Here is a 25,880-nt window from a genome sequence, read left to right on the forward strand (position 1 = left end):
GCTATTTTACGGCCAACGTTCCAGATTCGTGATGCGTCGTGCCGGCTCGACGCAGGGTCCGCATAGGCGGCCCACGCATGACGGCGGTTTGCGCATTTGCCCGAGTGCAGGCTCATGCTTGAACGTGCGATTAGCAGGGGCGGGTAGAGGCAAGCCGGTTTCGCGCGATTCGCTTCGCGGAAGAAGCCGAGTGAACCGCGGCTCGGAGTGCTTTCTGCCGTGCTCCGAGCGCCAACTTCTTCGGGGCCGTCAGTTTGCGGCCGCCGCCTGCGAGCTCTGCGCGCGAATGCCGAGCCGTTCGAGCAACTTGCGATCGGCATCGGCCTGCGGGTTGCCCGTCGTCAGCAATTGATCGCCGTAGAACATCGAATTGGCCCCGGCGAGAAAACAAAGCGCCTGCAGCGCATCGTCCATCTGTTGCCGGCCCGCGGAGAGCCGCACGACGGCGCGTGGCATCGTGATGCGGGCCACGGCGATCGTGCGCACGAACTCGAACGGGTCGATCGGATCGACGTGACCGAGCGGCGTGCCTTCGATGGCGACGAGGTTGTTGATCGGCACCGACTCGGGGTAAGGGTCCATGTTCGCGAGTTGCGCGATGAGGCCGGCGCGCTCGCGGCGCGATTCGCCCATGCCGACGATGCCGCCGCAGCACACGTTGATCCCGGCGTCGCGCACGTGGTCGAGCGTATCGAGCCGCTCCTGATAGCTGCGCGTCGAGATGATTTGCCCGTAGAACTCGGGCGACGTATCGAGGTTGTGATTGTAGTAATCGAGTCCCGCTTCGCGCAGGGCTTGCGCCTGATGCGATTCGAGCATGCCGAGCGTCATGCAGGTTTCCATCCCCATCGCCTTCACGCCGCGAATCATCTCTTTGATCGGTTCGAGGTGGCGATCCTTCGGGCTGCGCCATGCCGCGCCCATGCAAAAGCGCGTGGCGCCGTTTTCCTTGGCCAGGCGTGCGGCGTCGAGCACCGCTTCGACGTCCATCAGTTTCTCCGCTTTCAAACCCGTGTCGTAGTGCGATGACTGCGAGCAGTACTTGCAATCTTCCTCGCAGCCGCCCGTCTTGATCGAAAGCAGTGTCGAGAGTTGCACGGTGTTGCCGTCGAAGTGCTCACGATGCACCTGTTGCGCGCGATAGAGCAGATCGTTGAACGGGAGTTCGTAGAGCGCAACCACGTCGGCAACGCGCCAGCGCTGGGGGCGCGCGGCATCGGGCGTCTGCGTCGTATCGGCGAGGGGCGGCGTTGCGAGCGTAGCGTCCTGGGCTTGTGTCATGTCGTTCGTCCTGGTTGGGATTCGATCGAATCGAAAGGCAAGGGTGAGGGATTTCGAGTGCTCGGCTGCAACGCGCGCACGAGCCGCTCGATGTCCAGATGTGTCGAGGCTTGCTCGGGCGAGGGCGGTGCGAGGTGCGGCACCGTGCCGATGAGCGGCGCGCAATGTTCGCGTTCGAGCCGCGCGCGCACCGTGTCGATGTTCTCGTCGATGAACCGCATGGCGGGATCGATGACGTTTGCGACCCAGCCGACGAGGCGCAAGCCGCGTGCGGCGATCGCATCGGCCGTGAGCAGCGCGTGATTGATGCAGCCCAAGCGCACGCCGACGACGAGCAGGACCGGCTGCGCGAGCGCGACGGCGAGGTCGGCCGTATCGCGTTCATCGTCGAGCGGAACACGAAAACCGCCCACGCCTTCGACGACCACGACATCGGCGCGTAGCATCGCTTCGCGATGACACTCGACGATCGGTGCGAGTTCCAGCGATCGGCCTTCCTGTGCGGCGACGATGTGAGGCGCGGCCGGCGCCTTGAGCAGATACGGCGTTCTCACGGCGGGCGGCAAGATGGCCCCGGCGGCCGCGTCGAGCTGGTCTGCGTCCTCGTTGTGCCAAAGGCCGTCTTCCGCATCGAAATACGCGCCGGCGGCGATCGGTTTCATGGCAGCCGCGGATAGGCCGATTCGCGCAAAGCCGCGCAACAACGCACAGGAGACGAGCGTCTTGCCGATCTCCGTATCGGTGCCCGTCACGAAGAGCGAAAGCGGGGCCTTCAAACGAATGCTCCCGTGCGCAGGAGCGCCGTTTGCAACCGGTCCAGGTCGTCGAACCCGTGTCCGGCCGACAGCGAAATGCGCAAGCGCGACGTGCCGGGCGGTACGGTTGGCGGCCGGATCGCGGGCACCCACAATCCTTGCTCGGCGAGATGGGCGGCAAGCGCGAGCGTCTCTTCGTTGTTGCCCACGACGAGGGGCTGCACGGCGGTCGGCGAATCGATCGCTCGCCAAGGCGTGTCGTGCAAGATGTCGCGCGTACGTGCGATCAGCCGTGCGAGGTGCTGGCGGCGCGTCTCTCCTTCTTCGCCCGAGATCAACGCGAGACTGGTCGATACCGCGTGCGCGACGGCGGGAGGCGCGGCCGTCGTGAAGATATAAGGCCGCGCGCGTTGCAGCAGCCATTCGATCACGGTCTCGTGCGCGACGACGCCGGCCCCGGCCACGCCCGCCGCCTTGCCGAACGTGCACAAGTAGACGAGATGCGGCGAGCGCAACGCGGCTTGCGCGAGCGCGCCGCGTCCTTGCGGGCCGAGCACGCCGAAGCCGTGTGCGTCGTCGACGACGAGCCACGCGCCGTGGCGCGCGGCAAGATCGAGAAGCCGCGCAAGGGGCGCGATGTCCCCGTCCATGCTGAACACGGCGTCGGTGACGATGACCTTGGTCGGGGCGTCGGACGCCGCGAGCATAGCGGCAAGCGCTGCGGTATCGGCGTGCGGATAGATATGGACGTCGGCGCGTGCAAGGCGCGCCCCATCGATCAGCGACGCATGATTGAGCGCATCGGAAAACAATGCCGCGCCGCGTCCGGCGAGCGCCGTCACCGTCGCCAGGTTCGACATGTAGCCGGTCGAGAACGTCAGGGCGCGCGGCGCATCGACGAAGCCGCCGGCGAACGCCGCCAGTTCGTCTTCTAGGCGCGCATGCGCACGCGAATGGCCGCCGAGCAGATGCGAGCCGCCGCTTCCCGCGCCGTAGCGGCGTGCGCCTTCGGCCAGGGCTTCGGCCAAGCGAGGGTGTGCCGCGAGCCCGAGATAGTCGTTGCTGGCGAAGCCGACGATCGCCTCCCCATCGACGGTCATCCGGGCGGCGCAGGGCGTATCGGCGATCCGTCGCCTGCGCGTCAAGCCGCGCGCATCGAGATCGGCAAGCCCTTCATGCAAGGTATCGAGAAGTCGCATCAGCAAGCTCCGTCCGGGAGTGTGGCGTCGAGCGTCGCGAGCGTGCGCGAGGCGAGCAGCGCGATCGTTTCGGAGTCCAAAATATAGGGGGGCATCAAATAGACGGTCGTACCGATCGGGCGCAGCAGCAATTCGTGCGCTAGCGCTCGCTCGAAAAAGCGCCGCGAGAACGAGCTGGCGGCATCGCGTTCGAGCGCGACGTCGAACGCGATGATCGTGCCGCTGCGCCGCAAGTGGCGCACGCGCTCGTGCTCCCGCAGCGGCCCCAGCGCCTCGAGCAACGCGGCCGATTTCCTTTCGTTCGAGGCCAAGACATCGCCGCGCTCGATGAGCTCGAGCGTAGCGAGCGCGGCGCGGCACGCGAGCGGATTGCCCGTGTACGAGTGAGAATGCAAGAAGCCGCGCGTGGTGTCGTCGTCGTAGAACGCGGCATAAATTTCGTCGCGCGAGAGCACGAGTGATAAAGGAAGGTAGCCGCCGCTGATGCCCTTGGACAAACAGAGAAAGTCGGGCCACACGCGCGCCTGCTCGCAAGCGAAGAAGGTGCCGGTGCGGCCGCAGCCCACGGCGATCTCGTCGGCGATCAAATGCACGTCGTAGGCATCGCACAGCTTGCGCAGGCCGGCAACGTACGACGCGTCGTGCATCGCCATGCCGCTCGCGCATTGCACGAGCGGCTCGACGATGAGCGCGGCGATGTTCGCGGCGCGTGCATCGAACAGCTTGCGCACGTCGTCGAGCGCGCGCGCGGCGACGTGCGCGGCGCTCTCTCCCGGCTCGGCCGACCGCGCGTCGGGCGAGGCGACGACGTGGGCGCCGCGAATCAGCGGATCGTAAGCATCCCTAAACAATGCGACGTCCGTCACGCCGAGCGCGCCGATCGTTTCGCCGTGATAGCCGCCCGCAACGCACACGAATTCGCGCTTTTCCGCGCGGCCGCGATTGCGCCAGTAGTGCGCGCTCATCTTCAGCGCGATTTCGACGGCGCAAGCCCCGTCGGAAGCGAAGAATGCGTGTCCGAGCGTGCTTTGCGTGAGCGCCGACAAACGCTCGGCGAGTTCCACCGCGCTTTCATGCGTGCAGCCTGCGAGCATGGCGTGCTCGAGCGTTTCGAGCTGCGTCTTCAACGCCGCGTTGATGTCCTCGTTCGCGTGCCCGAAGAGGTTGACCCACCACGAACTGATGGCGTCGAGATAGCGGCGGCCGTCGCGATCGTAAAGCCATGCGCCCTTTCCGCGTGCGAGTGCGATGAGCGGCAGACGCTCGTGATGCTTCATCTGCGTGCAGGGATGCCAGACGGCGCGCAGGCTTCGGGCGACCCAGTCACGAGTCTGCGCGCTTCGATCGTCGACGACTTGCGTATTCAATGACCGCTCCATGAGATGAACGTCCGCGTCATACCTGCTCCACCTGCTCCTTGATGCGAAAAACGCGTGAGGGGTTGGTCTATTCGCATCCGTTTGGCGTGCCGCGCGGACAAAACCGGCGTGAGATTAGCGCGTTCGGCGATCGATTGCACCTACCCGAAACGTATGCGCCATGCGCTTGTTCTCGACAGTTCCGCGCAGCTCGCGACGCTTCGAATCAAATCGGCCGAGATGAGCTGAATTGACGACGTCAGAGTGAACCCGCGCTAGGGAAAAAATTTATGGAACCTACGATGGAACCGATTTGCGTGGGGCACGTCAGGACGGTTTTCTTTCGATGAAGCGCGCGCAAACGTGTGAGGTTTGAAAGCGCGCACGCCGGCCTGTGGCGAGCGTGGGCATCACAGCATTCGGGGCAAGAACGGGGGCCGAAATGCGTGGCTTGGGTCGCGCCTCGATAAAGCGATAGAGCGTTACGCGCAGGTCTGGGCGATGCGACCGGCTGATGGGGGCTTTGAAGGCAGAAAGGGTGGCGCAGGTTAGGCTGACGATCGCCGTCGCAAACGCCGGCGCAGACGAGGGAGAACCGATCGGGGCTCGAGCGGGACTCGAGTGAGCGCGGCTATCCGTAGGCGCGCAGCAAAAAAGGAGCGGGGTAGCGGACCGTAGCCGGCTCAGTCCCGACTTGCGAGCGCCGGCTGTTCCGCATCCGTCGCAGGCGCGTCGTCGTGCGCATTCGACGAGGCCGTTTGCGAGCTCGCCCCCGATTTGTCATTCCAGACGACCTCATTGTCGACCGCGTAAAGCTGGCAAGGCGTATTGCCGTTTTCCTTGCGGCAGTTCGCGAGCGCGACCGACATCGGATCGTCGCCGCCTTCCGCCCACGACCATGCGCCGGAGGGTGAAACGGCGAACGCGCGCGTCGGATATTGGCTCAAGAACTTGCGATAGGCCTCGCGTCCGGCCGCATCGACATAGGGAACGGAGCGAATGGAATCGACGGCCGCGTATCCCGACGCCGGCGGCAGCGCCGGGCCTTTGACCTGGTATTGCACGTGCGTCGGCATGCCGATGCGCTCGAGGAAGGCGTCGACGGCCGGCCACCAGACTCGCACGCCGTCGCGATCGACCACGAGCCGATGCGCGTCGTTCTTGTAATCGCCGAAGTCGACCATTTTCGCTTGCGCACCGTGCGCGACATAGGCGGTGTACATACGTTGCGTCAAATCGGGGCTCCACACCGAATCGTTGTCGCCGTAGATCCACAACGACGGCAAGCGCACCGCTCGTCCATACTGCTCGAACGCGCGAGTCAGGTTGTCCTGCCAGCCCGCGCAGGCGTCTTGGCGCAACCCGCCCGAGAAATTGATGAGACCGCGCACGCCTCGCGCGGCATCCGTGCCGTAAGCGATCGTGGTGAGTCCGCCGTGCGACGTGCCGGCGACGACGATGTGCGATGCGTCGACATACGATTGGGCCGACATGTACGCGATCGTCGCCTTGACGTCTTGCGCTTGCGCGATGCCGTTGCGCTCGACGTTGCAGCCTTCTTGACGATAAGTGCCGCCCGAGCCCGCGAAGCCTTCGCGATTGGGCGCGACCACGGCATATCCGCGCTTCACGAATTCGCGGGCGAACGACAACGGCCGGCTGCGCGTTTGCGCGCGCGGATCGCCTTCGATTTTGCCGTGATTGAACACGACGAGCGGGAACGGCCCCGCGCCATCGGGCTTGTAAATGGTCGCCTCGAGCGTGACGCTGCCCTGTGCATCGACGGGAATGCGCACGATCTGCTCGTTGAGATTGCCGCCGAGCGCGGGCAGCGCATAGGGCGCGTGGCCGAATTCGAGCGGGGCGATCGATGCCCGCGAAAGCGGGCGAGTGTCGTTCGAGGCGAGCGACATTTCGCGCATCGCGCCGTCGGCCGACTGTGGACCTGCGGCCGAACCGGCAAACGCGCCGATCGATGCGCACGCACACAAACAACCGACGAATACGTTCTTCAAACTCATGCGCGTGTCTGCCCCAATTCCAAAAAATCCATCGCGACTTCCGAGCTGGCGGTGCTTTTCCACTCGGCCCGATTAGTATCCGCGAGTCGCTCGCGGCTCCGTTGCGTGAAAAGAGGCCGACGCGGGCCGCAATTCGCCCCTTCGGCGGCGAAATGGTGGCAGCCGATGGCGCAAAACAACGGAAAGGTGTTGCGTGGCGACGATTTGCTAAGGGTTACTACCAGCCCCGAGCAAGAGGGTTGTCGCCGGCATGGGTGCGCGCTGGGGCGTCGCGGGACGTCCCAGCCGATGCATCACAAGCGGGGTCATCGTAGCGTCGCCGAAATATTTCGTGCAATGCAGGAGAACCCGGGGCGCGGGGCGGCCCGAGTCGCGGCATCGGCGATCTTTGCTGGGACAAAGATCGCCGAAGAGGCGGGGTAAGTCAGCGCTCGCTAACGTCGCCGTCCACGTAGCGCCAGCGTTCATCGCCATCGTCGCGCACGAAGCGGCTCACTTCATGCAGACGATGGCCGCGCCCGCCGCTCTTGTAACGCGCCACGAATTCGACGATCGCGTGATGCGCGTCTCGTTGCTCGAAGCGCTTGATCTGCAAGCCGAGCCAGCGCGGCGCATCGGGTGCGTCCGGGTCGGCGTCGAGATCGGCCGGGCAGGTCGCAGGATCCCACGTCGCGCGCAGATAGTCCGTGTGGCCGAGCACATACGCCGAGTAGCGCGAACGCATCAGTTCGAGCGCACTCGGTGCGATGGCTCGTCCGTCGAGGTAGGGGCCGCAGCAGGCCGCGAAGCGCGGGCTGCGCGCCGCCGGCGAACGTCCCGGGGCTGCGCCGCCGCACGGGCAATCGAGCGGCGCCTGGCGCTTGACCGGACCCGTCATGCGCCCAGGCCTCGTGCGATGAGGATCTTTTGGATGTCGCTCGTGCCCTCGTAGATTTGACAGACCCGCACATCGCGATAGATGCGTTCGACGGGGAAGTCGCTGACATAGCCGTATCCGCCGAACGCTTGCAGCGCCGCCGAGCAGATGCGTTCGGCCGCTTCCGACGCGAAGAGTTTCGCCATCGCCGCTTCGGTCAGGCAAGGCAGGCCCGCGTCTTTGAGCGATGCGGCGTGCCAAACGAGTTGGCGGGCGGCTTCGAGCTGCGTGGCCATCTCCGCGAAACGGAACTGCACGGCTTGGTGCGCATAGAGCGGCTGGCCGAAGCTTTGCCGCTCGCGCGCATAAGCGAGCGCCGCGTCGAATGCGGCGCGCGCCATGCCGACGCTTTGCGCCGCAATGCCGATGCGTCCGCCTTCGAGTCCCGAGAGCGCGATCTTGTAGCCTTCGCCTTGCGCGCCGATCCGATTGGCGGCGGGCACGCGGCAGCCTTCGAACACGATCTGCGCCGTGTCCGACGAATGCTGGCCGAGCTTGTCTTCGAGCCGCGCGACGATGTAGCCGGGCGTGTCGGTCGGCACGAGGAACGCGCTGATCCCGCGTTTTCCCGCGGCTTTGTCGGTGACGGCCATGACGATCGCGACATTGCCGTGCTTGCCGCTCGTGATGAATTGCTTGACGCCGTCGATCACGTAATCGTCGCCGTCGCGCACGGCGCTCGTGCGCAGCGCCGATGCGTCGGAGCCCGCTTGCGGCTCGGTCAAGCAAAACGCGCCGAGCATCTCGCCGCGCGCGAGCGGCGTGAGCCAGTCGCGTTTTTGCTGCTCGTTGCCGTGAGCAAGCAAGATGCTGCAGACGGGGCAGTTGTTCACCGAAATGGCGGTGGACGTACCGCCGTCGCCGGCCGCGATTTCTTCGAGAATGACGGCGAGCGCAAGCGCATCGAGCCCCGCGCCGCCGTATTCGCTCGGAACGAGCACGCCATAGGCGCCAAGTTCGGCCAATTGACGATGCACGTCTTTGGGAAACGTGCGCTCGCGGTCCCATGCGGCCGCGTGCGGTGCGATGGCCTCGCGCACGAAGGTGCGCACAGCGTCGCGGATCATCGTGTGATCCTGGTCGAGCACCATGTCGACGTCTCCTTATCGATGATCTCTAAATGCTTAGGACTACCTACGACTCTCTAGAACTATCTGCCGCTATCCAACGCCGGGTCCTACCAATCGATGCTCGTCCCGTCGTACTGGACGAATCGGCCATGATAGGTTTCGCGATCGACGGCCGCCGCGGCGAGGACCGTGCGCATGCCCGAGACGCTGCGCTCGACGTCGATGGCCGCATGCGCGCCGCCCATGTCGGTGCGCACCCAGCCCGGATGGAGCGCGATGCAGGTCGCGCGCCGCGTTTGCAAGGCGGCCGTGCGCAAGGCGCTATTTAGCGCCGCTTTGCTCGCGCGATAAAGCCAGCCCGTCGTGCCCGTCGCTTCGGCGATGCTGCCCATGCGGCTCGACAGCACGCCGAACACGCCCTGAGCGGATTCGACGAGCGGCAACACGATCGGCATCAGCATCATCGGCCCGCGCACGTTCGTCGTCATCACGTAGTCGAAGTCTTCGACGCTGAATGCCTCGACGCCTTCGGTCGCCGGTCCATAGACGCCGGCGACGACGAGCGCCAGATCGAGCCGCTCGCCCGCCAGCTTTGCTTGGAGCACCGCGATGTCGCTGGGTTCGGCGATGTCCAGCGCGAAGGCTTGCGCGCCGAGCGCTTCGAGTTCGGCAAGCGCGCGCCCGTCGCGCGCCGTGGCGATCACGCGCCAGCCCGCGGCGCAGTACTGGCGCAAGAACTCGTGACCAATGCCGCGCGATGCGCCGACGATCAGTGCTGTTTTCATCGATGACTCCTCAACCGCTTGGCCGGTCGAAGCGAACGGCCAGTCATTACAACCGATCGGAGCTAATGTGCGGCACGCGCCATGCGATGCGCGTGCCTCAAACGAGTTCGATGCCCATCGCCGTCGCTTCGCCGCCGCCGATGCACAGGCTCGCCACGCCGCGCTTGCCGCCGAGCGAGCGTAGTGCGCCGATCAGCGTAACGAGAATGCGCGCACCCGAGGCGCCGATCGGGTGGCCGAGCGCGCAGGCGCCGCCGTTGACATTGACCTTCTCATGGGGGATCGCATGATCCTTCATCGCGGCCATCGTCACGACGGCGAACGCTTCGTTGATTTCGTAGAGGTCCACGTCACCCGCTCGCCAGCCGTTGCGCGTGAACAGCGTGCGAATCGCCCCGACGGGAGCCGTCGTGAACTTCGACGGTTCTTGCGCGAACGTCGCATGCCCGACCACGCGCGCGAGCGGCGTGACGCCGAGCCGCTCGGCCGTCGAAGCGCGCATCATGACGAGCGCCGCGGCGCCGTCGGAGATCGACGACGAATTCGCCGCCGTGACGGTGCCCGTCTTGCTGAACGCAGGCTTGAGCGTTGCGATCTTCTCGAGATTGGCCTTGAACGGCTGCTCGTCGCGCGCAATCGTGACCTCGTCGCCTTTGCGGCCCGCGACCTTCACCGGCGCGATTTCCCAGGCGAACGAGCCGTCCTCGTTCGCACGCTTGGCGCGCACGAGCGATTCGACGGCGAAAGCGTCTTGCGCTTCGCGCGTGAAGCCGTAGGCGCTCGCGCACTCCTCTGCGAAGGTGCCCATGAGGCGGCCTTTCTCGTAAGCGTCCTCCAGGCCGTCGAGGAACATGTGATCGAGCACTTGGCCGTGGCCCATGCGCATGCCGGCGCGCGCTTTGGGCAACAGGTACGGCGCGTTGGTCATGCTTTCCATGCCGCCCGCGACCATGACCTCGACCGAGCCGGCCGCGAGCATGTCGTGCGCGAACATTGCGGCGCGCATGCCCGAGCCGCACATCTTGTTGACGGTCGTGCAGCCCGTCGCCAAAGGCAGGCCCGCGCCGAGCGCCGCTTGGCGCGCCGGCGCCTGGCCGATGCCGGCGGGCAGCACGCAGCCCATCAGCACTTCTTCGATGTGCTGCGGTGTCAGGCCCGAGCGTTCCAACGCGGCGGCGATCGCGGCGGCACCCAGTTGCGGTGCGGTGACCGAAGCGAACTCGCCTTGGAAGGCGGCCATCGGCGTGCGGGCCGCCGAGATGATGACGATGGGCTCGCTCGTATTGCGCATTGCGTCAGTCATGTTTGATCTCCTTGATCACACCCTGTACGACTTGATCGATATTGGCGAGCGTCGCGGCATCGGCTGCCACGACGTCGTTTTGCGCCGACCCGGCCTGCTGCGCCGAGAGCGCGGCGACGCAGCGCTGATAGGTCGAATCGAGCATGTCGGCGTTCGAGATGGTCATGCCGAGGTTGCGAACGCGCCCGTCGTGCACGCCGTAGGCCAAGCCGTGGACGGTGAGCGGCTGGCTGCGCGCCCAGGCGTCGTTGACGATGGTCGTGCGGCACACGTTCACGACCTGCTCGATCGTGTTCAGTTCGACCAAGCGCCGGTGGCGCGCCACCATGGGCCATTGTTCGAGCAGCGCGGCGTGCTTGGCGCGTACGTCATGAATGTGGTGCAGCCAGTTGTCGGCCAAACCCACGCGCCGATCATGCAGCGCCGCGCCCACGCCGGAGCAGCCGTAGTGGCCCACGACCATGATGTGCTTGACCTTGAGCAGGTCGACCGCGAACTGAATGACCGATAAGCAGTTCAGATCGGAGTGGACGACGACGTTCGCGATGTTGCGATGGACGAACACCTCGCCGGGCGGCAACCCGATGATCTGATTGGCGGGCACGCGCGAATCGGAGCAGCCGATCCACAAGTACTCGGGCGCTTGCTGATCGGCAAGTCGCGCGAAGTATTGCGGGTCTTCTGCGAGCTTGCGCGCGACCCACGCTTCGTTGTTGGCGAACAGTTGGGCTAGCGGATGGTTCTGATCGTTCATAGTGCGTCGTGGTGGTTGGACCCTAACGGGCTAGGTCGATGAAGGAAGCGGCCAGGCGGCGCGCGCGGCCGAGTTCATGCCGCGCGCGCCGCATCCGGGTCGCCGCCGCCGCTGCGCGGCGCGGCGGGCGGCGCGTGCTGCGCCGCGCCTGCTGCGCCGGCCGCATGCGGCTTGGCGAAGCGCTCCGGATAGCGCACGCAGAAGCGCGCGCTCTGGTCGTAGGGAAAGAAGTCGGGCAATTCGCCCTTGAGCAGGAATTCCTTATGTTTTTGCCATAGCGCCGGATCGAAAAAATCCGCGTGATAGCGCATGAAATACCGGCGCACGGTGGGGTCGCCGAGCAGGAACGTCGTGTACGTTTCGGGAAAGATATCGTTGGGCGCCACGGCGTACCACGGTTCGGCCGACAACTCGTCTTCCTCGGTTTGCGCCTGCGGCACGCGGCGGACGTTGCAGTCGGTCAAATATTCGATCTCGTCGTAGTCGTAGAACACGACACGGCCGTGGCGCGTCACGCCGAAGTTCTTGTAGAGCATGTCGCCCGGGAAGATGTTCGCTTGCATGAGTTCCTTGACCGCATCGCCGTATTCCTTGATGGCATGCTCGATATCGGCTTCGGTGCCGTTTTGCAGGAACAGATTGAGCGGCACCATGCGGCGCTCGATATAGACATGCTTGATGACGAGGCAATCGCCCTCGTACTCGATCATCGACGGCGCCTCTTTCTCCAACTCGCGAACGAGCTGCTCGTCCAGGCGCGCGAGTGGAAGCGCAACGCTCGAGTATTCGAGCGTGTCCGCCATGCGGCCCAGGCGGTCGTGACGTTTCACGAGCAGGTACTTCTCTTGGATCTTCTCGCGCGTGGTGTCCTTCGGCGCCGGAAAAGCGTCCTTGATGATCTTGAAGACGTACGGGAACGAGGGCAGCGTGAAGACGACCATCACGAGCCCCTTGATGCCGGGCGCGATGATGAAGTGATCGCTCGAGTGCGAGAGATGCTTGAGCAGATCGCGGTAGAAGTTGTTCTTGCCTTGCTTTTGCAAGCCGACGGAAGTGTAGATTTCCGCTTTCGGCTTGCCCGGCATGATCGTGCCGAGAAAGTCGACGTAGGCGGAAGGCACGTCCATATCCACCAGAAAATACGAGTGCGAAAAGCTGAAGATGATCTGCAATTGCTCGCGCTTGAGCAGAACCGTGTCGAGCGTGAGCAGGCCTGACGCCGCATGGCGGATCGGCACGGCGAACGGCAGCAGCACTTCGCCGTTGATGATGCGGCCGATGATGTAGGCCGCTTTATTGCGGAAGAACAGCGATGACAGCACGTGCACCTGGAAGTTGAAGGCTTCCGCAAACGGGCCGTAAGTCTCGTGGATCGAATCGATGATGCAGGCGACGTCGCGCTGCAAATCCTCGAACGGGTGCTCGAGTTGAAAATTCGTGACGATGCGCTCGAGCGTGGCCGCCAGCCCGTCCTTGCCGGGGTAGTACGCGCGATAGGTCGGCTTTGCCGCGGGTTCCTCGTTCTCCAAATACTCCGTGGAGATGACGGGCCGCACGAAAATGAAGTCGTTGTTGAAATACGACCGATGCAGGATCTTGCAGCACACCGAGTTGAAGAACGTCTCCGCGCATTCGGGCTGCAGGTGGTGCGTCAGCAAGCCGATGTAGTGCAGCTTGATCTGCTGCCAAACTTCGTCGTCGATGTTCTCGGCATCGTATTCGTCTTCGAGCAGCCGCACGCATTCGTCGACGCGATCGTCGTACGAGGCGATCCGATCGCGTGCGAGTTTTTGCAGCGCGAGCCAGTCGGCGGTCTCGAACAGCGTCTTCGCGCGCACGGCCGCATCGCGAAAGTGGCCGTAGTGCCGGTTGAAGCCTTCGAGCATCGTTTGCGCGACGTCGAAGCCGATCTGCGACGACAGCAGCTTAGGAAAGTGCTTCATGGTCCCTCTGATTGCGCGGCGCGCTCGGTTGCGGCGCTTGCGCGCTCGGCAGCCACGCCGTTTTCGGCCAGCATCGAGCGGCACTGCGACTCGTACTGTGCAAGATCTTCCAGCGTCGCGTTCAAATCCTCCAACTGGCGCTCCAACACTTGGCGGTGCTCGGCGATCGTCGCGAGGAACGCGTGCAATTGCGGCACCGTATCGGTGGGCGATTCGTACAGATCGAGCAGGTCGCGAATCTCCGACAGCGTGAAGCCGAGCCGCTTGCCGCGCAGCGTGAGCTTGAGCCGCGTGCGGTCGCGGCTCGAGTACACGCGCCGCAGGCCGCTTGCGCCTTCCCGGCTCGGCGCAAGCAGCCCCTGATCCTCGTAGAAGCGAATGGCGCGGGGCGTGACGTCGAATTCACGCGCAAGCTCGGTGATCGTAAAGTGCTGGGTCATGGTCAAACGCGTCGGGTAAACGGCGCCGGCGGGTGGCCGAGGCGGAAGGTGACTTGTGATTTTACCGCCGTCGATCGGGTAGAATCGATGGACGTTTACGTTATCGTCAACTTCGACAAAGCGCAACTGGCCGGTTGTGCCGGTCGCTTAGGACTCTCCCGATGAATGCATTGGAACATCAACTCGACTATCCGTTCGCCGATACTTTGCCTGAGCCGGGCCGTCTGCTAGAAGTGGCGCCGGGCGTGTACTGGGTGCGGATGCCGTTGCCGTTCGTGCTCGACCACATCAATCTATGGCTGTTGCGCGACGAAATCGACGGCCAGGCGGGCTGGACGGTCATCGATTGCGGGATCGCCGAAGCCTCGATCAAGGCCAACTGGGAGCGGATCTTCGAGCGGGAGCTGGGCGGCTTGCCGGTGTTGCGCACGATCGTGACGCATTGTCATCCCGATCATCTGGGGTTGGCCGATTGGATTTGTCGCGGCGGCGAGCGCGAGCGCTGGAATGTGCGCCTGTGGATCACGCTCGGCGAATACATGCTCGGGCGCGTCATGGCCGCGGGCGACGGCTCGAATGCGGGCGGCGAAGGCGCGGCGCGCCATTTCGAGCGCCATGGCCTGGCCGATCCGGCTTCGCTCGAAAAATTGCGCAACCGGCACGACTATTACTCGAAACTCGTGCCGTCGATGCCTTCGCAGTTTCGTCGCTTGCGCGAAGGCGATGTCGTGCGCATCGGCGCGAACGACTGGCGAATCGTCACCGGATATGGTCACTCGCCCGAGCACGCGGCGTTGTATTGCGAGTCGACGGGCGTGCTGATTTCCGGGGACATGGTATTGCCTCGCATCTCGACGAACGTTTCGGTCTTCGACATCGAACCGGAAGGCAACCCGCTCGCGCTGTACCTCGAATCGCTTGGCCGCTATTTGACGATGCCGGCCGATACGCTCGTGCTCCCTTCGCATGGCAAACCATTTCGCGGCTTGCATACGCGCATCGCGCAACTGCGCGCGCATCACGACGCGCGGCTCGCCGAAGTGCGCGAGGCATGCGCCGCCCAGCCGCTGAGCGCGGCCGACATCGTGCCGATGATGTTCAAGCGTGCGCTCGACATTCATCAGATGACATTCGCGATGGGCGAAGCGCTCGCCCACTTGCACTTGCTGTGGCTCGCGGGCGAGTTGGAGCGCCGGGAAGGCGCGGACGGGGTGGTGCGGTTCGCGCCGGCCCGGCCCGCCGCCGCACTATCCGCCTGAAGCGAGCGCGCCGTTGCCTGCCGCGGCTGCGGCGCGCGCCGCTTCGACCGCCGCCGCCGCGTCGAGCATGCCCGCGCCGCACAGCGCGCCCGTGTCCGTCTTCGCGCAGCTCGAACCGTCGGGATAGCGGCGCACCGCGCCTACGAGTTTCTCGCGAATCGACTCGGGCGTGAGCTGCGCGTCGACGGACAGCATGAGAGCGATCCTGGCCGACACATGCGGCGCGGCCATGCTCGTGCCGTTGTAGCTCTTGTAGTTGTCCTCGGCGGGCACGGTCAGCCCTGCATTGGCCGTCGATAGGATGCCAACGCCCGGCGCGCCCAAATCGATCCGCCTCCCGAGATTGCTGAACGCCGCTTTCTCGCCCTTGGCGTCGATGGCGGCCACGGCGATCGCGCCGCGACAGCTCGCCGGTTCTCCGACTTCGGCGGCGCTATTGCCGGCCGCCGCCACGACGCTCGCGCCATGCGCGATCACATCGTCGATCGCCTCCTGCATGGCACGGCTGCACGGCTGCGAGGTGCCCAAGCTCACGTTCACGATTTTGGCCGGATGCGGATTGACCGGTATCCCCGGCACCGGCAGGCCCACCGCCCAGCGCATGCCGTCGATGATGTCGCTCGCCGGCCCCCCGCATTTGCCCAGCACGCGCACCGGCAAGATCCGCGTGTGTCAAAGCCCGCCCGCGCCGCCGATCTCGTTGTTCGCCACCGCGCCGATCGTGCCCGCCACATGGGTGCCGTGCCACGAACTGTTGCCAACCCAAAGATCGGTGCCGTCGCACTGGCGCGATTATTCGGCCGTCACCCAATCGCCTGGATCGGACGCGTCGGCGTCCCTGCCGTCGCCGTCGTTGGCGAAGAGCGGATTGCTGACGAAGTCGTAGCCGGGCAGCAAGTGCGCGGCGAGATCGGGATGGGGACGGTAGCCGGTATCGGCCACGGCGATCACGACATCGGCCGTGCCTGTCGCCGTCTGCCACGCCGTCTCGAAGCGGGCGGCGCCCGTTGCGTCGCGATAGGCCCATTGTTGGACGTACAGCGGGTCGGTCGGAGCGAGCTGACGGTGCAATCGATAATCGGGCTCGGCGTATTCGACCTCCGGCTGCGCCTGAAGCCGCTCGGCGATCGCAGCGGCCGCGGCATCGCTGACGGGCGTGCCGGCATTTTTACTTTCACGATGACTTGCGAGACTCGCTCGGCAAGGACGGGGGCGGCGGCGGTTTCGGTGGCGCGCGCATCTTGCATCGCCGGAGCGAGCGAGAGCAACGCGACGACAAAACGATTCGTGATGCATCGGGCATGTGTCATGAGCGCTCCTAAGTGCTCGAGGTGAAAGCAAATAGAAAGCTCGCGGAGCATATTGTGTTCCCGGCGCCGGTGTCACACGGGGAGGGTGTGTCCGCACGTATTTGTCCTCACTCAGCCGGCATGCGCGAGTTGCCGTAAAGCCCGGTAGAGGCACGGCGCAGTGGGCCGCGGCCTCGACGTTCGCTACCGGGTGGGAGGCAGAGATGAATATTCGGCGCAGGCTACAAGTTTTTTCGCTGGTCACCGTGCTCGCGATGGGCACCGGCGTGCTCGCATGTGCGTTGGGCCTGAATGCGGCGACGAAGGCGGAAGACATTTCGCATCGCCGCGAGAAAGTGTTGCAAGGCATCACCGAAATCAAGGCCAGCGCGCTGTCGACCATTCAGCTCGATCCGACCGCCGATGACACGAAGAAAGTTTTTGCCGATGCGGAAGGCAACATCGGGACTTGGTCGTCGGCGTTGGACAAAACGATGATCGATCCGGCTCGTGCGCAAGCGTTCCGCGTGCTGATGTCCAAATGGAGCGCCTACGATCGACGCTCGCACGCGCTGTTCGACCTGGCGGTGCACGACGCGAAGGCCGCGGGCGAAGGAACCACGGCCCTCTACCACTCCGACTTCGAACCGTTTCAGCACGAGTTGGAGCAGATGGCGCGCGAGATCGATGCGCTTGCCGCGCAGCAAAGTGCCGATGCCCACGCCTTGGTCAGCTCCGTGTTCGTAATCGTGCTGACGGTGATGCTGGCCGGTATGGCGATCGTATGCGCGATGATTTTCAAGCTCTCGCGCTCGTTGAACAGAGGCATCGCCTCGTTGCAGGCGGCGATCGAGCGCATCAGCGGTTCGCGCGATTTCACGCTGCGCGCGCCTGTGCTCGGCAACGACGAACTCGCCCGCACGGCAGCCGCGTTCAACGATTTGATCGAGCGCGTCTCGGCCGCGTTGCGCGAGGTATGGTCCGCATCGGAATCGGCCAGCACCGCGACGCGCGAGATCGCCGCGGGCAATGCCGATCTATCCGCACGCACGGAAACCCAAGCCGCTTCGCTCGAGGAAAGCGCCGCGAGCATGGAGGAACTCACGACCACGGTGTCGCAGAACGCCGAAAATGCGAAAGCCGCGAGCCAGTTGGCGGGCAACGCCTCCGAGGTTGCGCATACGGGGCATGGCGTCGTCGAATCGATGGTCGCGACGATGGCCCAGATCAGCCGCCATTCGGCGCGCATAGGCGAAATCACGGCCCTTATCGAGGGCATCGCCTTCCAAACGAACATACTCGCGCTCAATGCAGCCGTGGAAGCGGCGCGTGCGGGCGATCAAGGGCGGGGCTTCGCAGTCGTGGCCGGCGAGGTGCGCAGCCTCGCGCAACGGGCGTCGAGCGCAGCCAAGGAAATCAAGACCTTGATCGAGGCATCGGTCACCACAGTGACCACGGGCGAATCGCAAGCCCACCAAGTGCGTCGGACGATGGCCGAAATTCAGCAAGGGGCGGGCAAGGTCGCCGATGTCGTCGACGAGATCTCTGCCGCTTCCACCGAGCAAAGCCGCGGGATCGCCCAGGTGAACCAAGCGGTCAGTCATATGGATGAGGTCACGCAGCAAAATGCGGCGCTCGTCGAGGAATTATCGGCGGCTTCGCAATCCATGACGCAGCAGATGCAGGCGCTGCGCGAAGCCGTGTCGGCGTTCAATTTAGGCCAGATGCAAGCGGACACGCGGCGTCCGGCGAGCGCGGGGATGCATGGCGTGCGAACCGGTCGGCGCGGATGCGCCCATGCGATTGGCGGCTTAGTCGGCGCGCGCCTGGCCGGCGAGGCGGGCACGCCGTGCGCGAGCGTTGCGCATGAGCGTAGGAGAAGGTTCGACTAGCGTCGAGCCGAAGCCATCTCGTTCGCACGCACGAGCAACAGGTCTCGCTCGCGCGCATTCTGTGTCATCGCGGCGGCCCGCTCGAACTCCGCGCGCGCTTCGCCAAGCCGCCCGAGCTTGGCCAGAAAATCGGCGCGCACGCTTGGGAGCCAGTGGTAGCGCGCGAGCGCGGGGTTGGCGGCGAGCGCCTCGACGATCGCGAAACCCGCCTGCGGACCGAACGCCATGCCGACGGCAACCGCGCGGTTCAGTTCGACGACGGGCGAAGGCGCTACTTGCACGAGCGCATCGTAGAGCGCGACGATCCGAACCCAATCGGTATCCTCGGCGCGATGCGCGCGTGCATGGCAAGCGGCCAACGCGGCCTGCAGCGCATAAGGACCTAGCGCGCCGCCGAGCGCCTCGGCGCGCGCAAGCGCCGCAAGGCCACGTCGAATCAACAGCGGGTCCCAGTGAGAGCGGTCCTGATCGGCGAGCAGCACGGGGCGGCCGCTTGCGTCGACCCGCGCGTGCAGGCGCGAGGCCTGCAGCTCCATCAGCGCGACGAGCCCATGCACCTCGCTGTCCTCTCGCGCCAATTCGGCGAGAATTCGGCCGACGCGCAGCGCCTCGTCGCACAGCGCGGGCCGCATCCAATCGTCGCCCGCGGTGGCCGCGTAGCCCTCGTTGAAAATCAGGTAGATGACCTCGAGCACCGAGGCCATGCGCGTCTCGCGCGCCTCGGCGCGCGGCACCTCGAACGGCACGCGCGCCTCGCGCAGCGTGCGCTTGGCACGCACGATCCGCTGCGCGATCGTCGCTTCGGGTGCGAGGAATGCACGTGCGATTTCGTGCGTCGCCAGCCCGCCTAGCAAACGCAGTGTGAGCGCGACGCGAGCATCGGTCGACAGCACCGGGTGGCATGCGGTGAAAATCAGTCGCAGCAAGTCGTCGCCGATGTCGTCGGCGCGCGCGGCGTCGAGCGAGTCGACGAAATCGGGTACCACGTGCGCTTCGAGCGCGTCCAGATCGCGGCCCATCGCTTCATGCTTCTTCGTATGAAGGGCATCCTGGCGCAGCTTATCGAGCGCCCGATGCTTGACCGTCGCCATCAGCCAGGCGCCGGGATTGTCGGGCACCCCATCGCGGGGCCAATGCTCGAGCGCTGCGACGAGCGCGTCTTGCGCGAGTTCCTCGGCCACGCCGATATCGCGCACGAAGCGCGCCGCATAAGCCACGACGCGTGCCGCTTCGATGCGCCAGACGGCTTCTATCGCGCGATGGGTCGGATTGGACATCGTTCGGTTCGTTCAGCTCAAGTTGGCGTCGATTTCGCGAATGCGCTGGACCGCTGCGCTGGGCTCGAAATCGTCGAATTCGTACAGCGGGCGCACCTCGATCTCGCCTTCCGCCATGTCGCCGAAGGGCGCCGGGAAGCGCCGCGCCCATTCGAGCGCCTCTTCGCGCGAGCGCACTTGGATCAGCGTATAGCCGGCGATGAGCTCCTTGGTTTCCGCGAAGGGCCCGTCGACGACGGTTCGCTTGCCTTCCGCATAGCGCACGCGCCAGCCCTTGGAGCTGGGCTGCAGCCCGTTCGCATCGAGCAGGACGCCGGCTTTTGCGAGTTCCTCGTGATAGGTCGCCATCGCCGCCATCAGCTTTTCCTCGGGCATGGCGCCCGATTCGCTTTGTCCGTTGGCCCGAACCATGATCATGAATCGCATCGTTGCGCTCCTCGAAGTTGACGGAGACCGCTCATCGGCTCCTGACTTCACGACGAACGGGGCGGGTGCAGATCGACATCGGTTCGGCGAAATGATGGAAAGTGCGGAAATTGTGGGGATTGCCGAGGCCGACTAAATTGGCTCGGCCTCGAGCCTCATTCGTAGCAGGGCGCGAGCCGTCTGACTTCGACCGTGCACCATTGGGCCGCGGGGCACTCGGCGGCGATCGCCAGCGCTTCTTCCTCACGTTCGCAGTTGAGCAGATAGAAGCCGCCGACCATTTCCTTCGCCTCGGCGAACGGACCATCGATGAAGCGGCGCTCGCCCTCGCGCACCTGCACCCGTACGGCTTCCTCCGTCGAGGCGAGCGACTGCGCCGCGACGAGCAGGCCGCGTTCTTTCAAGGTTTCGCCAAAGCGAACCATCGTGTCGTAAGCGGCATGGGCAGCCTCGGACGTGCGCTCGGCGCGCTGGCCGATCGGCTCCATGATCAACAGCAGGTAAGACATGGCCAACTCCGAAAAAAATCGCGCCGGGGCGGCGCTGTATTCGCCCTGAAGCATAGTGCAGCCGCGCCGGCGCCGCTATGAAGTGCGCACGGCGTTGGAGGTTGGCGTTGGAGGTTGGCGTTGGCGAAGGGCGAAGGGCGAAGGGCGAAGGCAATGCGCTGTGCAGGCCTTCCCACTTTCCCTGGCGTCCGGGTGGTCCTTTTCAGGGCTCGATCGAACGGGCGTCGGCCTGACGCAGCGCGGTCATATTGCCGACGAATGCATCGACGATCTGCTGGGCGAGCGCGGCGATGGCGGTGTTGCGATCGGCTCGCTCGAACGAGAGCTTGGCCGGCACGACATACGGACGCCATGCGCTCTGGGCGCTTTGAGCGCTCGGAGCATCCTGTGCGCCGTAGAGGCCGAGCGGCGCGCCCAGCACGGCGAACGGCGTATCGGCGCTGTGTTCGAGATCGGCGACGGTGATGGAAACCTCGGCGCCCGCCGCTTCCCGGTCGGCCTCGGGCGCGCCGCTCTCGGAGGCGGCCGCCGTCGCGTCGCTTTGCAGGTGGAAGACGCCGCCGATGAGCCATCCCGTCACGGGCGGCGGCTCTCCCGGCGCAAGGTAGCGCGCGGCCACGCCCGCATGGTTGAGCCGTTGGACGACGGCTTGTGCGACGAGCCCCGCGTCCCGGCCAGCCGCGTGCGCATGCAAGGCCGCGCGCAGCCGGGCGAGCAGCCCCGAAGGCTCGGCGCCCGCCGGTGCGGCGATGAAGTGAGTGACGTACACGGCGCTCGGCACCGCGACGATGGGCAGGGGGCCGGAGCGCGGCGCGGCGATCGGCGCGGTGGGCGTCGCCGTTGCCGGTTCGGATGCGACGTTCACCTGCGTGACGAGCATCGGCGCCACTGAAATGGCGGGCTGGACCTCGGAATCGGACGCTGCGGATTGAGCCAAGGCGACGTTAGCCGCCGTCCAGATCGTGAAAGCCGCCACCGCGCGGCCGAGATTTCGCATGACTACCCCGTATTGCGTGAATCGACGTGTGATTTCCCGTAGGGCACTTGTATCGTGTTCGCTGCCAAGCAGCGCTTGCGGCCTGCGTAGGCGCGGCTATGCCATCGCGAGGTTGCGAGGGTTTGCAATGTTTGCTACGCGGCCACGGGCGCGAAGATGCGGCGCCGAGCGCCGACCGGCGCCGAACCCTGCGCTAGGGTACGGCGGCCGTGTGACAAGCGTCAACGGGCCGCCGTTCGTCGCGGGCGCGGTGCGCACCGCGTCATTGCACGGAGACCGCCCCGAAGTTTTGCCGGCCGAACGCGCTGACCTTGTAGCCCGCGACGGTGCTGCGGGTGATGGCGCTCGCCGTGGGGTAGCCGAGCGGGATCCAAAGCGCTTGATCGTGGATGATCTTCTGCGCGGCTTCGTAGTCCGTGGCGCGCGCCGCTTGATCCGTCTTCGATCTGGCTTCTGCGATCAGCTTGTCGAGCTTGTCGTCGCAATAGCGGGCGAAGTTGATGCCCGATTTGACGCCATTGCAACTGAACAGCGGCGTGAGGTAGTTGTCGGGATCGCCGTTGTCGCCGGCCCAGCCCATGAACAGCATGTCGTGCTCGCCTTGCTTGGCTTGTTTGATGAGCTCGCCCCATTCGATGATTTTGACCTCGGCCTTCACGCCGATCTTGGCTAGGTCCGCTTGCAGCAACTCCGCGCCGGCTTTGGGCTTCGGATTGAGCACGCTGCCTTGCGGGCGCACCCAAATCGTCGTCGAGAAGCCGTTCGGATAGCCGGCTTGCGCGAGCAGCGCTTTGGCTTTGGCCGGATCGTAGGGGTAGGCGGCGATCGCTTTGTCGTAGCTCCACGTGTTGGACGGATACGGATTGACCGCCGGCGCCGCCGTATTCTCGAAGACGACCTTCAGATAGTTGGCGCGATCGAACGCCATGTTGATGGCTTGGCGCACGCGCTCGTCGTCGAGCGGCTTGTGTTGCGTGTTCAGGGCGACGAATGCCGTCATGAATGCTGGGGTCTGCACGAGCGCGAGCGATTTGTTTTCCTTCGCTTGCGCGACATCGCTCGGCTTGGGCGACAGCGCGATTTGGCATTCGTTGGCCTTGACCTTTTGCATGCGGACCGAGGGATCGGGCGTGATCGCATAGATGAGCCGATCGACCTTCGGCTTGGGTCCCCAGTAGGTGGGATTGGCGTCGTAGCGAATCACGGCGTCCTTCGTGTAGCTCTTCAGGACGAAGGGGCCGGTGCCGATGGGCTTGGCGTTCAGATCGGTTTGCGTGCCGGCCTTGAGCAACTGGTCGGCATACTGGGCCGAATAGATCGAGGCGAAGCCCATCGTCAGCATGGGCAGAAAGGTGGCGTTCGGCTCGTTCAGATCGAATTGCACCGTGCTCTCGTCGAGTTTCTTGACCGCTTTCACCAGCTTCACGAGCCCCATCGACTGCGCGTGCGGGAAGCCGTTGGGGCCTGCGATCTTGTGCCAAGGGTTGCTCGCGTCGAGCATGCGGTCGAAGGTGAACACGACGTCGTCGGCATCGAGCGGCCGCGTCGGCTTGAAATAATCGGTGCTCTGGAACGCCACGTTCGGACGCAGATGGAACGTGTAGGAGAGACCGTCGGGGCTCACCTCCCACTTTTGCGCCAACGACGGCACGACTTTTTTGGTCGCTTCGTCGTAGTCGACGAGTGTGTTGAAAATCACATCGGCCGAGGCGTTCGTCGTGACGAGCGAATTGAATTGAACGACATCGAAGCCGTCGGGGCCCGCCTCGGTGCAAACGGTGAGCGGCTTGGCGAGCGCGAGGGCGGGCAAGACGGCGAGCGTGGCGGCGAGCAGTTTGACGCGCATGGAAACTCCAAGTGGGTCGAGGGACGGCCGGAACAGGAAGATGCGACTCGGTCGAGCCAATGAGCTTAGCCCAAGCGCGCGGTGTCGACAACGATAGGTCCCTTATATGGATATGGGGTGTTGCTAATCGCCGCGCGTTGCCGCTCCAGCTAGTCCGCGTAAGTAATCGACGCCCTCGATTGCGCGCGAGCCGTACCACGAGGTCAATTCACCGTCGATGAGTTGCACGGTCTTGCCTGCGAGCCGTGCATCGGCGGCGAGGCCGTCACGATGCTTCGTGGTGAAGCGGTAGGGCTCGGATGAAAGCAGGATGCGCTCGACGCCGGCCAACGCTGGGTCGTCGAAGTCGAACGTGGGGTAGCGGTTGCCGCCGGTAAAGCCGCCTTCGACGTCGGGCCAAGTGTGCCAGTTGACGAGGCGCAGCATCGACGAAATGTAGGTATCGCGCGCGATCGTCATCCAAGGATCACGCCAGATGACGTAGAGCACGTGCCGCTCGGGCCAGCGCTCGTGTGCGACGGCGCGCAGCCGTGACGACAGCGCCTCGCCCAAGCTTTGCGCTGCCTGTTCTCGGTCGAAAATCGCGCCGAGAAGGGTGTAGAGCGACAGGTTATCGTGCGCTGTGAGGGGGTGCGTGACGATGACGTGCGGGACGAACTCGGCGAGCGCATCGATCGTGGGCTTTTCGTTTTCGTCGATATTGACGATGGCGTGTGTCGGCGCGAGTGCGCGCACGGCATCGAGTTTGACCGCCTTGGTGCCGCCCACCTTGGGAACGGCGCGCACGGCTTCGCGGGGATGCACGCAAAACCCTGTGCGGCCCACGATGCGCTCGCCTAGCCCCAATGCGAACAAGAGTTCGGTGATGCTGGGGACAAGGGAGACGATGCGGGCGTTGTTGCTTGCGCGCGGATGTTCGACTCCAGCTGCATCGATTCGGCTCATCGGGATGGCTTGCTTTAGGGGACGCCGGGTATGGCCCCTCCGGTCGGCCGGGTCTCTACCCCACCGCCCGCGGCTTACGCGGCGCCTTCTCAAAGATTCGATCGTACATCCAGCGCGGCAAGCACCGAAGCAACATCGCGACGATCCGCATCGGCCAAGGAATGACGGAAAATCGCCGTTTCCGAGCGATCGCGCCCGCAGCCTTGAGGGCGAAGCGATCCGCATCCATCAAAAACGGCATCGGGTAGGGGTTGTGCGCCGTCATCGGCGTGCCGACATACCCCGGCGCGATCGTGACGACAGCCACACCGAACGGACGCATTTCGACCCGCAGCGATTCCAAGTACGCGAGCGCCGCCGCCTTCGAGGCGCTGTACGCCCCGGAACCCGGTAAGCCGCGCACGCCGGCCACGCTCGCGATGCCCACCAATGTGCCGCGTCGCGCCTCGCTCATCGCCTTCGCGAACGGTTCGAAGGTCGCAGCCATGCCGAAGCAGTTCACGTCCATGACTTCGCGAAACGCCGCGAGGTCGCCGTGGCCGGTGGCAACGCCCTTGCTGATCCCCGCATTGGCGATGACGACATCCGGCAAGCCGTGTGCGCCGATGAATTGCGCTGCCGCATCGGCCAGCGCCGCCTCGTCGCGCACGTCGGCCGCGTAGATCGAAATCGATAGATGAGGAAAACGCCGAGCGAACTCGGACAGTGCGTCGAAGCGGCGCGCGACCAGCCCGAGCGTTGCGCCCTGCCGCGCATATTCGGCGGCAAGCGCGAGGCCGATGCCGCTAGAGGCGCCGGTAATGAAAACCTTCAACGATGAAGTCATGCCGGCGCGCAGCCGCTTACATCTTCTTCGCGCGAACCTGCGAGACGAGGTAATCGAGCACTTGGATGGTGCCCGGCAGACTGTCGGTGGCCGCGGGACCCGTTTCGTACTTGCCTTGCACGGCAATCGTGGGCACGCCGTCGATCTTGTAGTCTTGGATCATTTGCTTGTCGCGGTTCAACGACGATTGCGTCGAGAACGAGTTATAAGCGGCCAAGAATTTCTTCGAGTCGACGCCCTTCGTCGCCAGGAATTTGGCTTGATCTTCCGGCGTCAAGAGATAGTTCTTGTTGACGTGGATTTCATGGAAGATCTCGGGCGTCAACTGCTGCACGAGACCCATCGCATCGAGCGCGTGAAGGAGCTTCGAATGCGGAATGAAATCGTCGCGAAAGGCAACGGGCACCCGCTTGAAGACCACATCCGGCGGCAGCGCCTTGACCCACTTCTCCAGATACGGGTCGAACTCGTTGCAGTGCGGGCAGCCGTACCACATGAACTCGATCACTTCGATCTTGCCGGCCGGGACGTCGACGGGCTGCGGCGTCTTCAGGACCGTATAGTCCTTGCCGGCGACAGGGGCGGTGGGCGACGCATGCGCAAGGCCGACGCCGGCGACGGCCAGACTGACGGAGAACAACAGCGTGCGGATCAGTTTTTTCATGTTGGGTTCAGGTACGTGAATATGAAGCACCTACTGGACGCGCCGCGGCGCGCGTGCGCGCATCGACACACTGCCCGTTCAGACTCGCGCCGTGGGCATATGGTTCAGTAATGCACGGCGCGCAA

24 protein-coding genes and 1 pseudogene are annotated in these 25,880 nt (G+C 64.9%); 3 read left to right on the top strand and 22 right to left on the bottom strand.

Annotated elements, in window-relative coordinates; all coding sequences use genetic code 11:
* Positions 1-249: 249 nt before the first annotated feature.
* From bioB to QQS38_RS07495, 12 genes are all read right to left on the bottom strand, one after another.
* The gene (gene bioB / locus QQS38_RS07440) at positions 250-1,281 is read right to left on the bottom strand and encodes a biotin synthase BioB (protein WP_479644732.1); all 1,032 of its coding nucleotides are present in this window, start codon (positions 1,279-1,281) and stop codon (positions 250-252) included.
* Positions 1,278-2,057 (bottom strand): dethiobiotin synthase, encoded by a 780-nt coding sequence (gene bioD / locus QQS38_RS07445; RefSeq protein WP_479644733.1) that lies wholly within the window; start codon positions 2,055-2,057, stop codon positions 1,278-1,280. The genes bioB and bioD overlap by 4 nt, the downstream gene beginning before the upstream one ends.
* On the bottom strand, positions 2,054-3,235 hold the full coding sequence (bioF, locus tag QQS38_RS07450; RefSeq protein WP_479644734.1) for an 8-amino-7-oxononanoate synthase: 1,182 nt from the start codon (positions 3,233-3,235) through the stop codon (positions 2,054-2,056). Before bioF ends, bioD begins: the two co-directional genes overlap by 4 nt.
* A complete protein-coding gene (gene bioA, locus QQS38_RS07455; RefSeq protein WP_479644735.1) occupies positions 3,235-4,602 on the bottom strand; it encodes an adenosylmethionine--8-amino-7-oxononanoate transaminase in 1,368 nt (455 codons plus the stop codon). The genes bioF and bioA overlap by 1 nt, the downstream gene beginning before the upstream one ends.
* Before the next feature lie 674 nt (positions 4,603-5,276).
* On the bottom strand, positions 5,277-6,614 hold the full coding sequence (locus QQS38_RS07460; protein WP_479644736.1) for a dienelactone hydrolase family protein: 1,338 nt from the start codon (positions 6,612-6,614) through the stop codon (positions 5,277-5,279).
* 424 nt (positions 6,615-7,038) lie between these two features.
* Positions 7,039-7,491, bottom strand: a complete 453-nt coding sequence (locus QQS38_RS07465; RefSeq protein ID WP_479644737.1) for a YchJ family metal-binding protein — start codon at positions 7,489-7,491, stop codon at positions 7,039-7,041.
* Entirely contained in the window at positions 7,488-8,621 is a 1,134-nt protein-coding gene (locus QQS38_RS07470; protein ID WP_479644738.1) for an acyl-CoA dehydrogenase family protein, read from the bottom strand. The genes QQS38_RS07465 and QQS38_RS07470 overlap by 4 nt, the downstream gene beginning before the upstream one ends.
* Before the next feature lie 86 nt (positions 8,622-8,707).
* On the bottom strand, positions 8,708-9,385 hold the full coding sequence (locus QQS38_RS07475) for an SDR family oxidoreductase (protein WP_479644739.1): 678 nt from the start codon (positions 9,383-9,385) through the stop codon (positions 8,708-8,710).
* Positions 9,386-9,482: 97 nt separating this feature from the next.
* Positions 9,483-10,688, bottom strand: a complete 1,206-nt coding sequence (locus QQS38_RS07480) for an acetyl-CoA C-acetyltransferase (RefSeq protein ID WP_479644740.1) — start codon at positions 10,686-10,688, stop codon at positions 9,483-9,485.
* Positions 10,681-11,442 carry a carbonate dehydratase gene (gene can, locus QQS38_RS07485; protein WP_479644741.1) on the bottom strand — a complete coding sequence of 254 codons (762 nt, stop codon included), beginning with the start codon at positions 11,440-11,442 and terminating at the stop codon, positions 10,681-10,683. Before can ends, QQS38_RS07480 begins: the two co-directional genes overlap by 8 nt.
* 74 nt (positions 11,443-11,516) lie before the next feature.
* Positions 11,517-13,385 (bottom strand): bifunctional isocitrate dehydrogenase kinase/phosphatase, encoded by a 1,869-nt coding sequence (aceK, locus tag QQS38_RS07490; RefSeq protein ID WP_479644742.1) that lies wholly within the window; start codon positions 13,383-13,385, stop codon positions 11,517-11,519.
* The gene (locus tag QQS38_RS07495; protein ID WP_479644743.1) at positions 13,382-13,825 is read right to left on the bottom strand and encodes a MerR family transcriptional regulator; all 444 of its coding nucleotides are present in this window, start codon (positions 13,823-13,825) and stop codon (positions 13,382-13,384) included. Before QQS38_RS07495 ends, aceK begins: the two co-directional genes overlap by 4 nt.
* A 161-nt stretch (positions 13,826-13,986) precedes the next feature.
* On the opposite strand from QQS38_RS07495, the gene QQS38_RS07500 reads away from it, so the two are divergent.
* A complete protein-coding gene (locus QQS38_RS07500) occupies positions 13,987-15,084 on the top strand; it encodes an MBL fold metallo-hydrolase (protein ID WP_479644744.1) in 1,098 nt (365 codons plus the stop codon).
* On the opposite strand, the pseudogene QQS38_RS07505 reads toward QQS38_RS07500, so the two are convergent.
* A pseudogene (locus QQS38_RS07505) lies at positions 15,073-15,831 on the bottom strand (S8 family serine peptidase); the annotation flags it as partial. The gene QQS38_RS07500 and the pseudogene QQS38_RS07505 overlap by 12 nt on opposite strands.
* A 45-nt stretch (positions 15,832-15,876) precedes the next feature.
* Complete coding sequence (locus QQS38_RS07510; protein WP_479644745.1) at positions 15,877-16,155, bottom strand: hypothetical protein; 279 nt, start codon at positions 16,153-16,155, stop codon at positions 15,877-15,879.
* Between the two features lie 442 nt (positions 16,156-16,597).
* On the opposite strand from QQS38_RS07510, the gene QQS38_RS07515 reads away from it, so the two are divergent.
* Positions 16,598-18,265 carry a methyl-accepting chemotaxis protein gene (locus tag QQS38_RS07515; RefSeq protein WP_479644746.1) on the top strand — a complete coding sequence of 556 codons (1,668 nt, stop codon included), beginning with the start codon at positions 16,598-16,600 and terminating at the stop codon, positions 18,263-18,265.
* Here QQS38_RS07515 and QQS38_RS07520 read toward each other — a convergent pair.
* Together QQS38_RS07520 and QQS38_RS07525 are read right to left on the bottom strand one after the other, a co-directional pair.
* On the bottom strand, positions 18,262-19,542 hold the full coding sequence (locus QQS38_RS07520) for an RNA polymerase sigma factor (protein WP_479644747.1): 1,281 nt from the start codon (positions 19,540-19,542) through the stop codon (positions 18,262-18,264). The two genes, QQS38_RS07515 and QQS38_RS07520, sit on opposite strands and share 4 nt — an antisense overlap.
* Positions 19,543-19,554: 12 nt before the next feature.
* Positions 19,555-19,968, bottom strand: a complete 414-nt coding sequence (locus QQS38_RS07525) for a YciI family protein (RefSeq protein ID WP_479644748.1) — start codon at positions 19,966-19,968, stop codon at positions 19,555-19,557.
* On the opposite strand from QQS38_RS07525, the gene QQS38_RS07530 reads away from it, so the two are divergent.
* Positions 19,958-20,104, top strand: a complete 147-nt coding sequence (locus QQS38_RS07530) for a hypothetical protein (RefSeq protein ID WP_479644749.1) — start codon at positions 19,958-19,960, stop codon at positions 20,102-20,104. The genes QQS38_RS07525 and QQS38_RS07530 overlap by 11 nt on opposite strands.
* A gap of 19 nt (positions 20,105-20,123) precedes the next feature.
* Here the strand turns inward: QQS38_RS07530 and QQS38_RS07535 are convergent, their stop codons facing one another.
* The 6 genes from QQS38_RS07535 to QQS38_RS07560 all read right to left on the bottom strand — a co-directional run bounded on the left by QQS38_RS07535 (position 20,124) and on the right by QQS38_RS07560 (position 25,755).
* The gene (locus tag QQS38_RS07535; RefSeq protein ID WP_479644750.1) at positions 20,124-20,477 is read right to left on the bottom strand and encodes a YciI family protein; all 354 of its coding nucleotides are present in this window, start codon (positions 20,475-20,477) and stop codon (positions 20,124-20,126) included.
* 202 nt (positions 20,478-20,679) lie between these two features.
* A complete protein-coding gene (locus tag QQS38_RS07540) occupies positions 20,680-21,474 on the bottom strand; it encodes a hypothetical protein (RefSeq protein ID WP_479644751.1) in 795 nt (264 codons plus the stop codon).
* A 262-nt stretch (positions 21,475-21,736) separates the two neighbouring features.
* On the bottom strand, positions 21,737-23,320 hold the full coding sequence (locus QQS38_RS07545; RefSeq protein WP_479644752.1) for an ABC transporter substrate-binding protein: 1,584 nt from the start codon (positions 23,318-23,320) through the stop codon (positions 21,737-21,739).
* A 123-nt stretch (positions 23,321-23,443) separates the two neighbouring features.
* Positions 23,444-24,265: a helical backbone metal receptor gene (locus tag QQS38_RS07550; protein ID WP_479644753.1), complete on the bottom strand. Its 822-nt coding sequence runs from the start codon at positions 24,263-24,265 to the stop codon at positions 23,444-23,446.
* Positions 24,266-24,320: 55 nt separating this feature from the next.
* The gene (locus QQS38_RS07555; protein ID WP_479644754.1) at positions 24,321-25,091 is read right to left on the bottom strand and encodes an SDR family oxidoreductase; all 771 of its coding nucleotides are present in this window, start codon (positions 25,089-25,091) and stop codon (positions 24,321-24,323) included.
* Between the two features lie 16 nt (positions 25,092-25,107).
* A complete protein-coding gene (locus QQS38_RS07560; RefSeq protein ID WP_479644755.1) occupies positions 25,108-25,755 on the bottom strand; it encodes a thiol:disulfide interchange protein DsbA/DsbL in 648 nt (215 codons plus the stop codon).
* Positions 25,756-25,880: the final 125 nt, after the last annotated feature.

This window comes from Trinickia sp. Z7 (assembly GCF_056498045.1).

Excerpts from the sequence above, each read along its gene's own strand:
- bioF (WP_479644734.1), bottom strand. The coding sequence starts at position 3,235 with ATGCGACTTCTCGATACCTTGCATGAAGGGCTTGCCGATCTCGATGCG.
- QQS38_RS07460 (WP_479644736.1), bottom strand. The coding sequence starts at position 6,614 with ATGAGTTTGAAGAACGTATTCGTCGGTTGTTTGTGTGCGTGCGCATCG.
- QQS38_RS07555 (WP_479644754.1), bottom strand. The coding sequence starts at position 25,091 with ATGACTTCATCGTTGAAGGTTTTCATTACCGGCGCCTCTAGCGGCATC.
- QQS38_RS07475 (WP_479644739.1), bottom strand. The coding sequence starts at position 9,385 with ATGAAAACAGCACTGATCGTCGGCGCATCGCGCGGCATTGGTCACGAG.
- QQS38_RS07480 (WP_479644740.1), bottom strand. The coding sequence starts at position 10,688 with ATGACTGACGCAATGCGCAATACGAGCGAGCCCATCGTCATCATCTCG.
- QQS38_RS07520 (WP_479644747.1), bottom strand. The coding sequence starts at position 19,542 with ATGTCCAATCCGACCCATCGCGCGATAGAAGCCGTCTGGCGCATCGAA.
- QQS38_RS07495 (WP_479644743.1), bottom strand. The coding sequence starts at position 13,825 with ATGACCCAGCACTTTACGATCACCGAGCTTGCGCGTGAATTCGACGTC.
- QQS38_RS07500 (WP_479644744.1), top strand. The coding sequence starts at position 13,987 with ATGAATGCATTGGAACATCAACTCGACTATCCGTTCGCCGATACTTTG.
- QQS38_RS07560 (WP_479644755.1), bottom strand. The coding sequence starts at position 25,755 with ATGAAAAAACTGATCCGCACGCTGTTGTTCTCCGTCAGTCTGGCCGTC.
- QQS38_RS07465 (WP_479644737.1), bottom strand. The coding sequence starts at position 7,491 with ATGACGGGTCCGGTCAAGCGCCAGGCGCCGCTCGATTGCCCGTGCGGC.
- QQS38_RS07470 (WP_479644738.1), bottom strand. The coding sequence starts at position 8,621 with ATGGTGCTCGACCAGGATCACACGATGATCCGCGACGCTGTGCGCACC.
- QQS38_RS07535 (WP_479644750.1), bottom strand. The coding sequence starts at position 20,477 with ATGTCTTACCTGCTGTTGATCATGGAGCCGATCGGCCAGCGCGCCGAG.
- bioB (WP_479644732.1), bottom strand. The coding sequence starts at position 1,281 with ATGACACAAGCCCAGGACGCTACGCTCGCAACGCCGCCCCTCGCCGAT.
- QQS38_RS07525 (WP_479644748.1), bottom strand. The coding sequence starts at position 19,968 with ATGCGATTCATGATCATGGTTCGGGCCAACGGACAAAGCGAATCGGGC.
- QQS38_RS07550 (WP_479644753.1), bottom strand. The coding sequence starts at position 24,265 with ATGAGCCGAATCGATGCAGCTGGAGTCGAACATCCGCGCGCAAGCAAC.
- QQS38_RS07545 (WP_479644752.1), bottom strand. The coding sequence starts at position 23,320 with ATGCGCGTCAAACTGCTCGCCGCCACGCTCGCCGTCTTGCCCGCCCTC.
- QQS38_RS07530 (WP_479644749.1), top strand. The coding sequence starts at position 19,958 with ATGAATCGCATCGTTGCGCTCCTCGAAGTTGACGGAGACCGCTCATCG.
- QQS38_RS07540 (WP_479644751.1), bottom strand. The coding sequence starts at position 21,474 with ATGCGAAATCTCGGCCGCGCGGTGGCGGCTTTCACGATCTGGACGGCG.
- QQS38_RS07515 (WP_479644746.1), top strand. The coding sequence starts at position 16,598 with ATGAATATTCGGCGCAGGCTACAAGTTTTTTCGCTGGTCACCGTGCTC.
- can (WP_479644741.1), bottom strand. The coding sequence starts at position 11,442 with ATGAACGATCAGAACCATCCGCTAGCCCAACTGTTCGCCAACAACGAA.
- aceK (WP_479644742.1), bottom strand. The coding sequence starts at position 13,385 with ATGAAGCACTTTCCTAAGCTGCTGTCGTCGCAGATCGGCTTCGACGTC.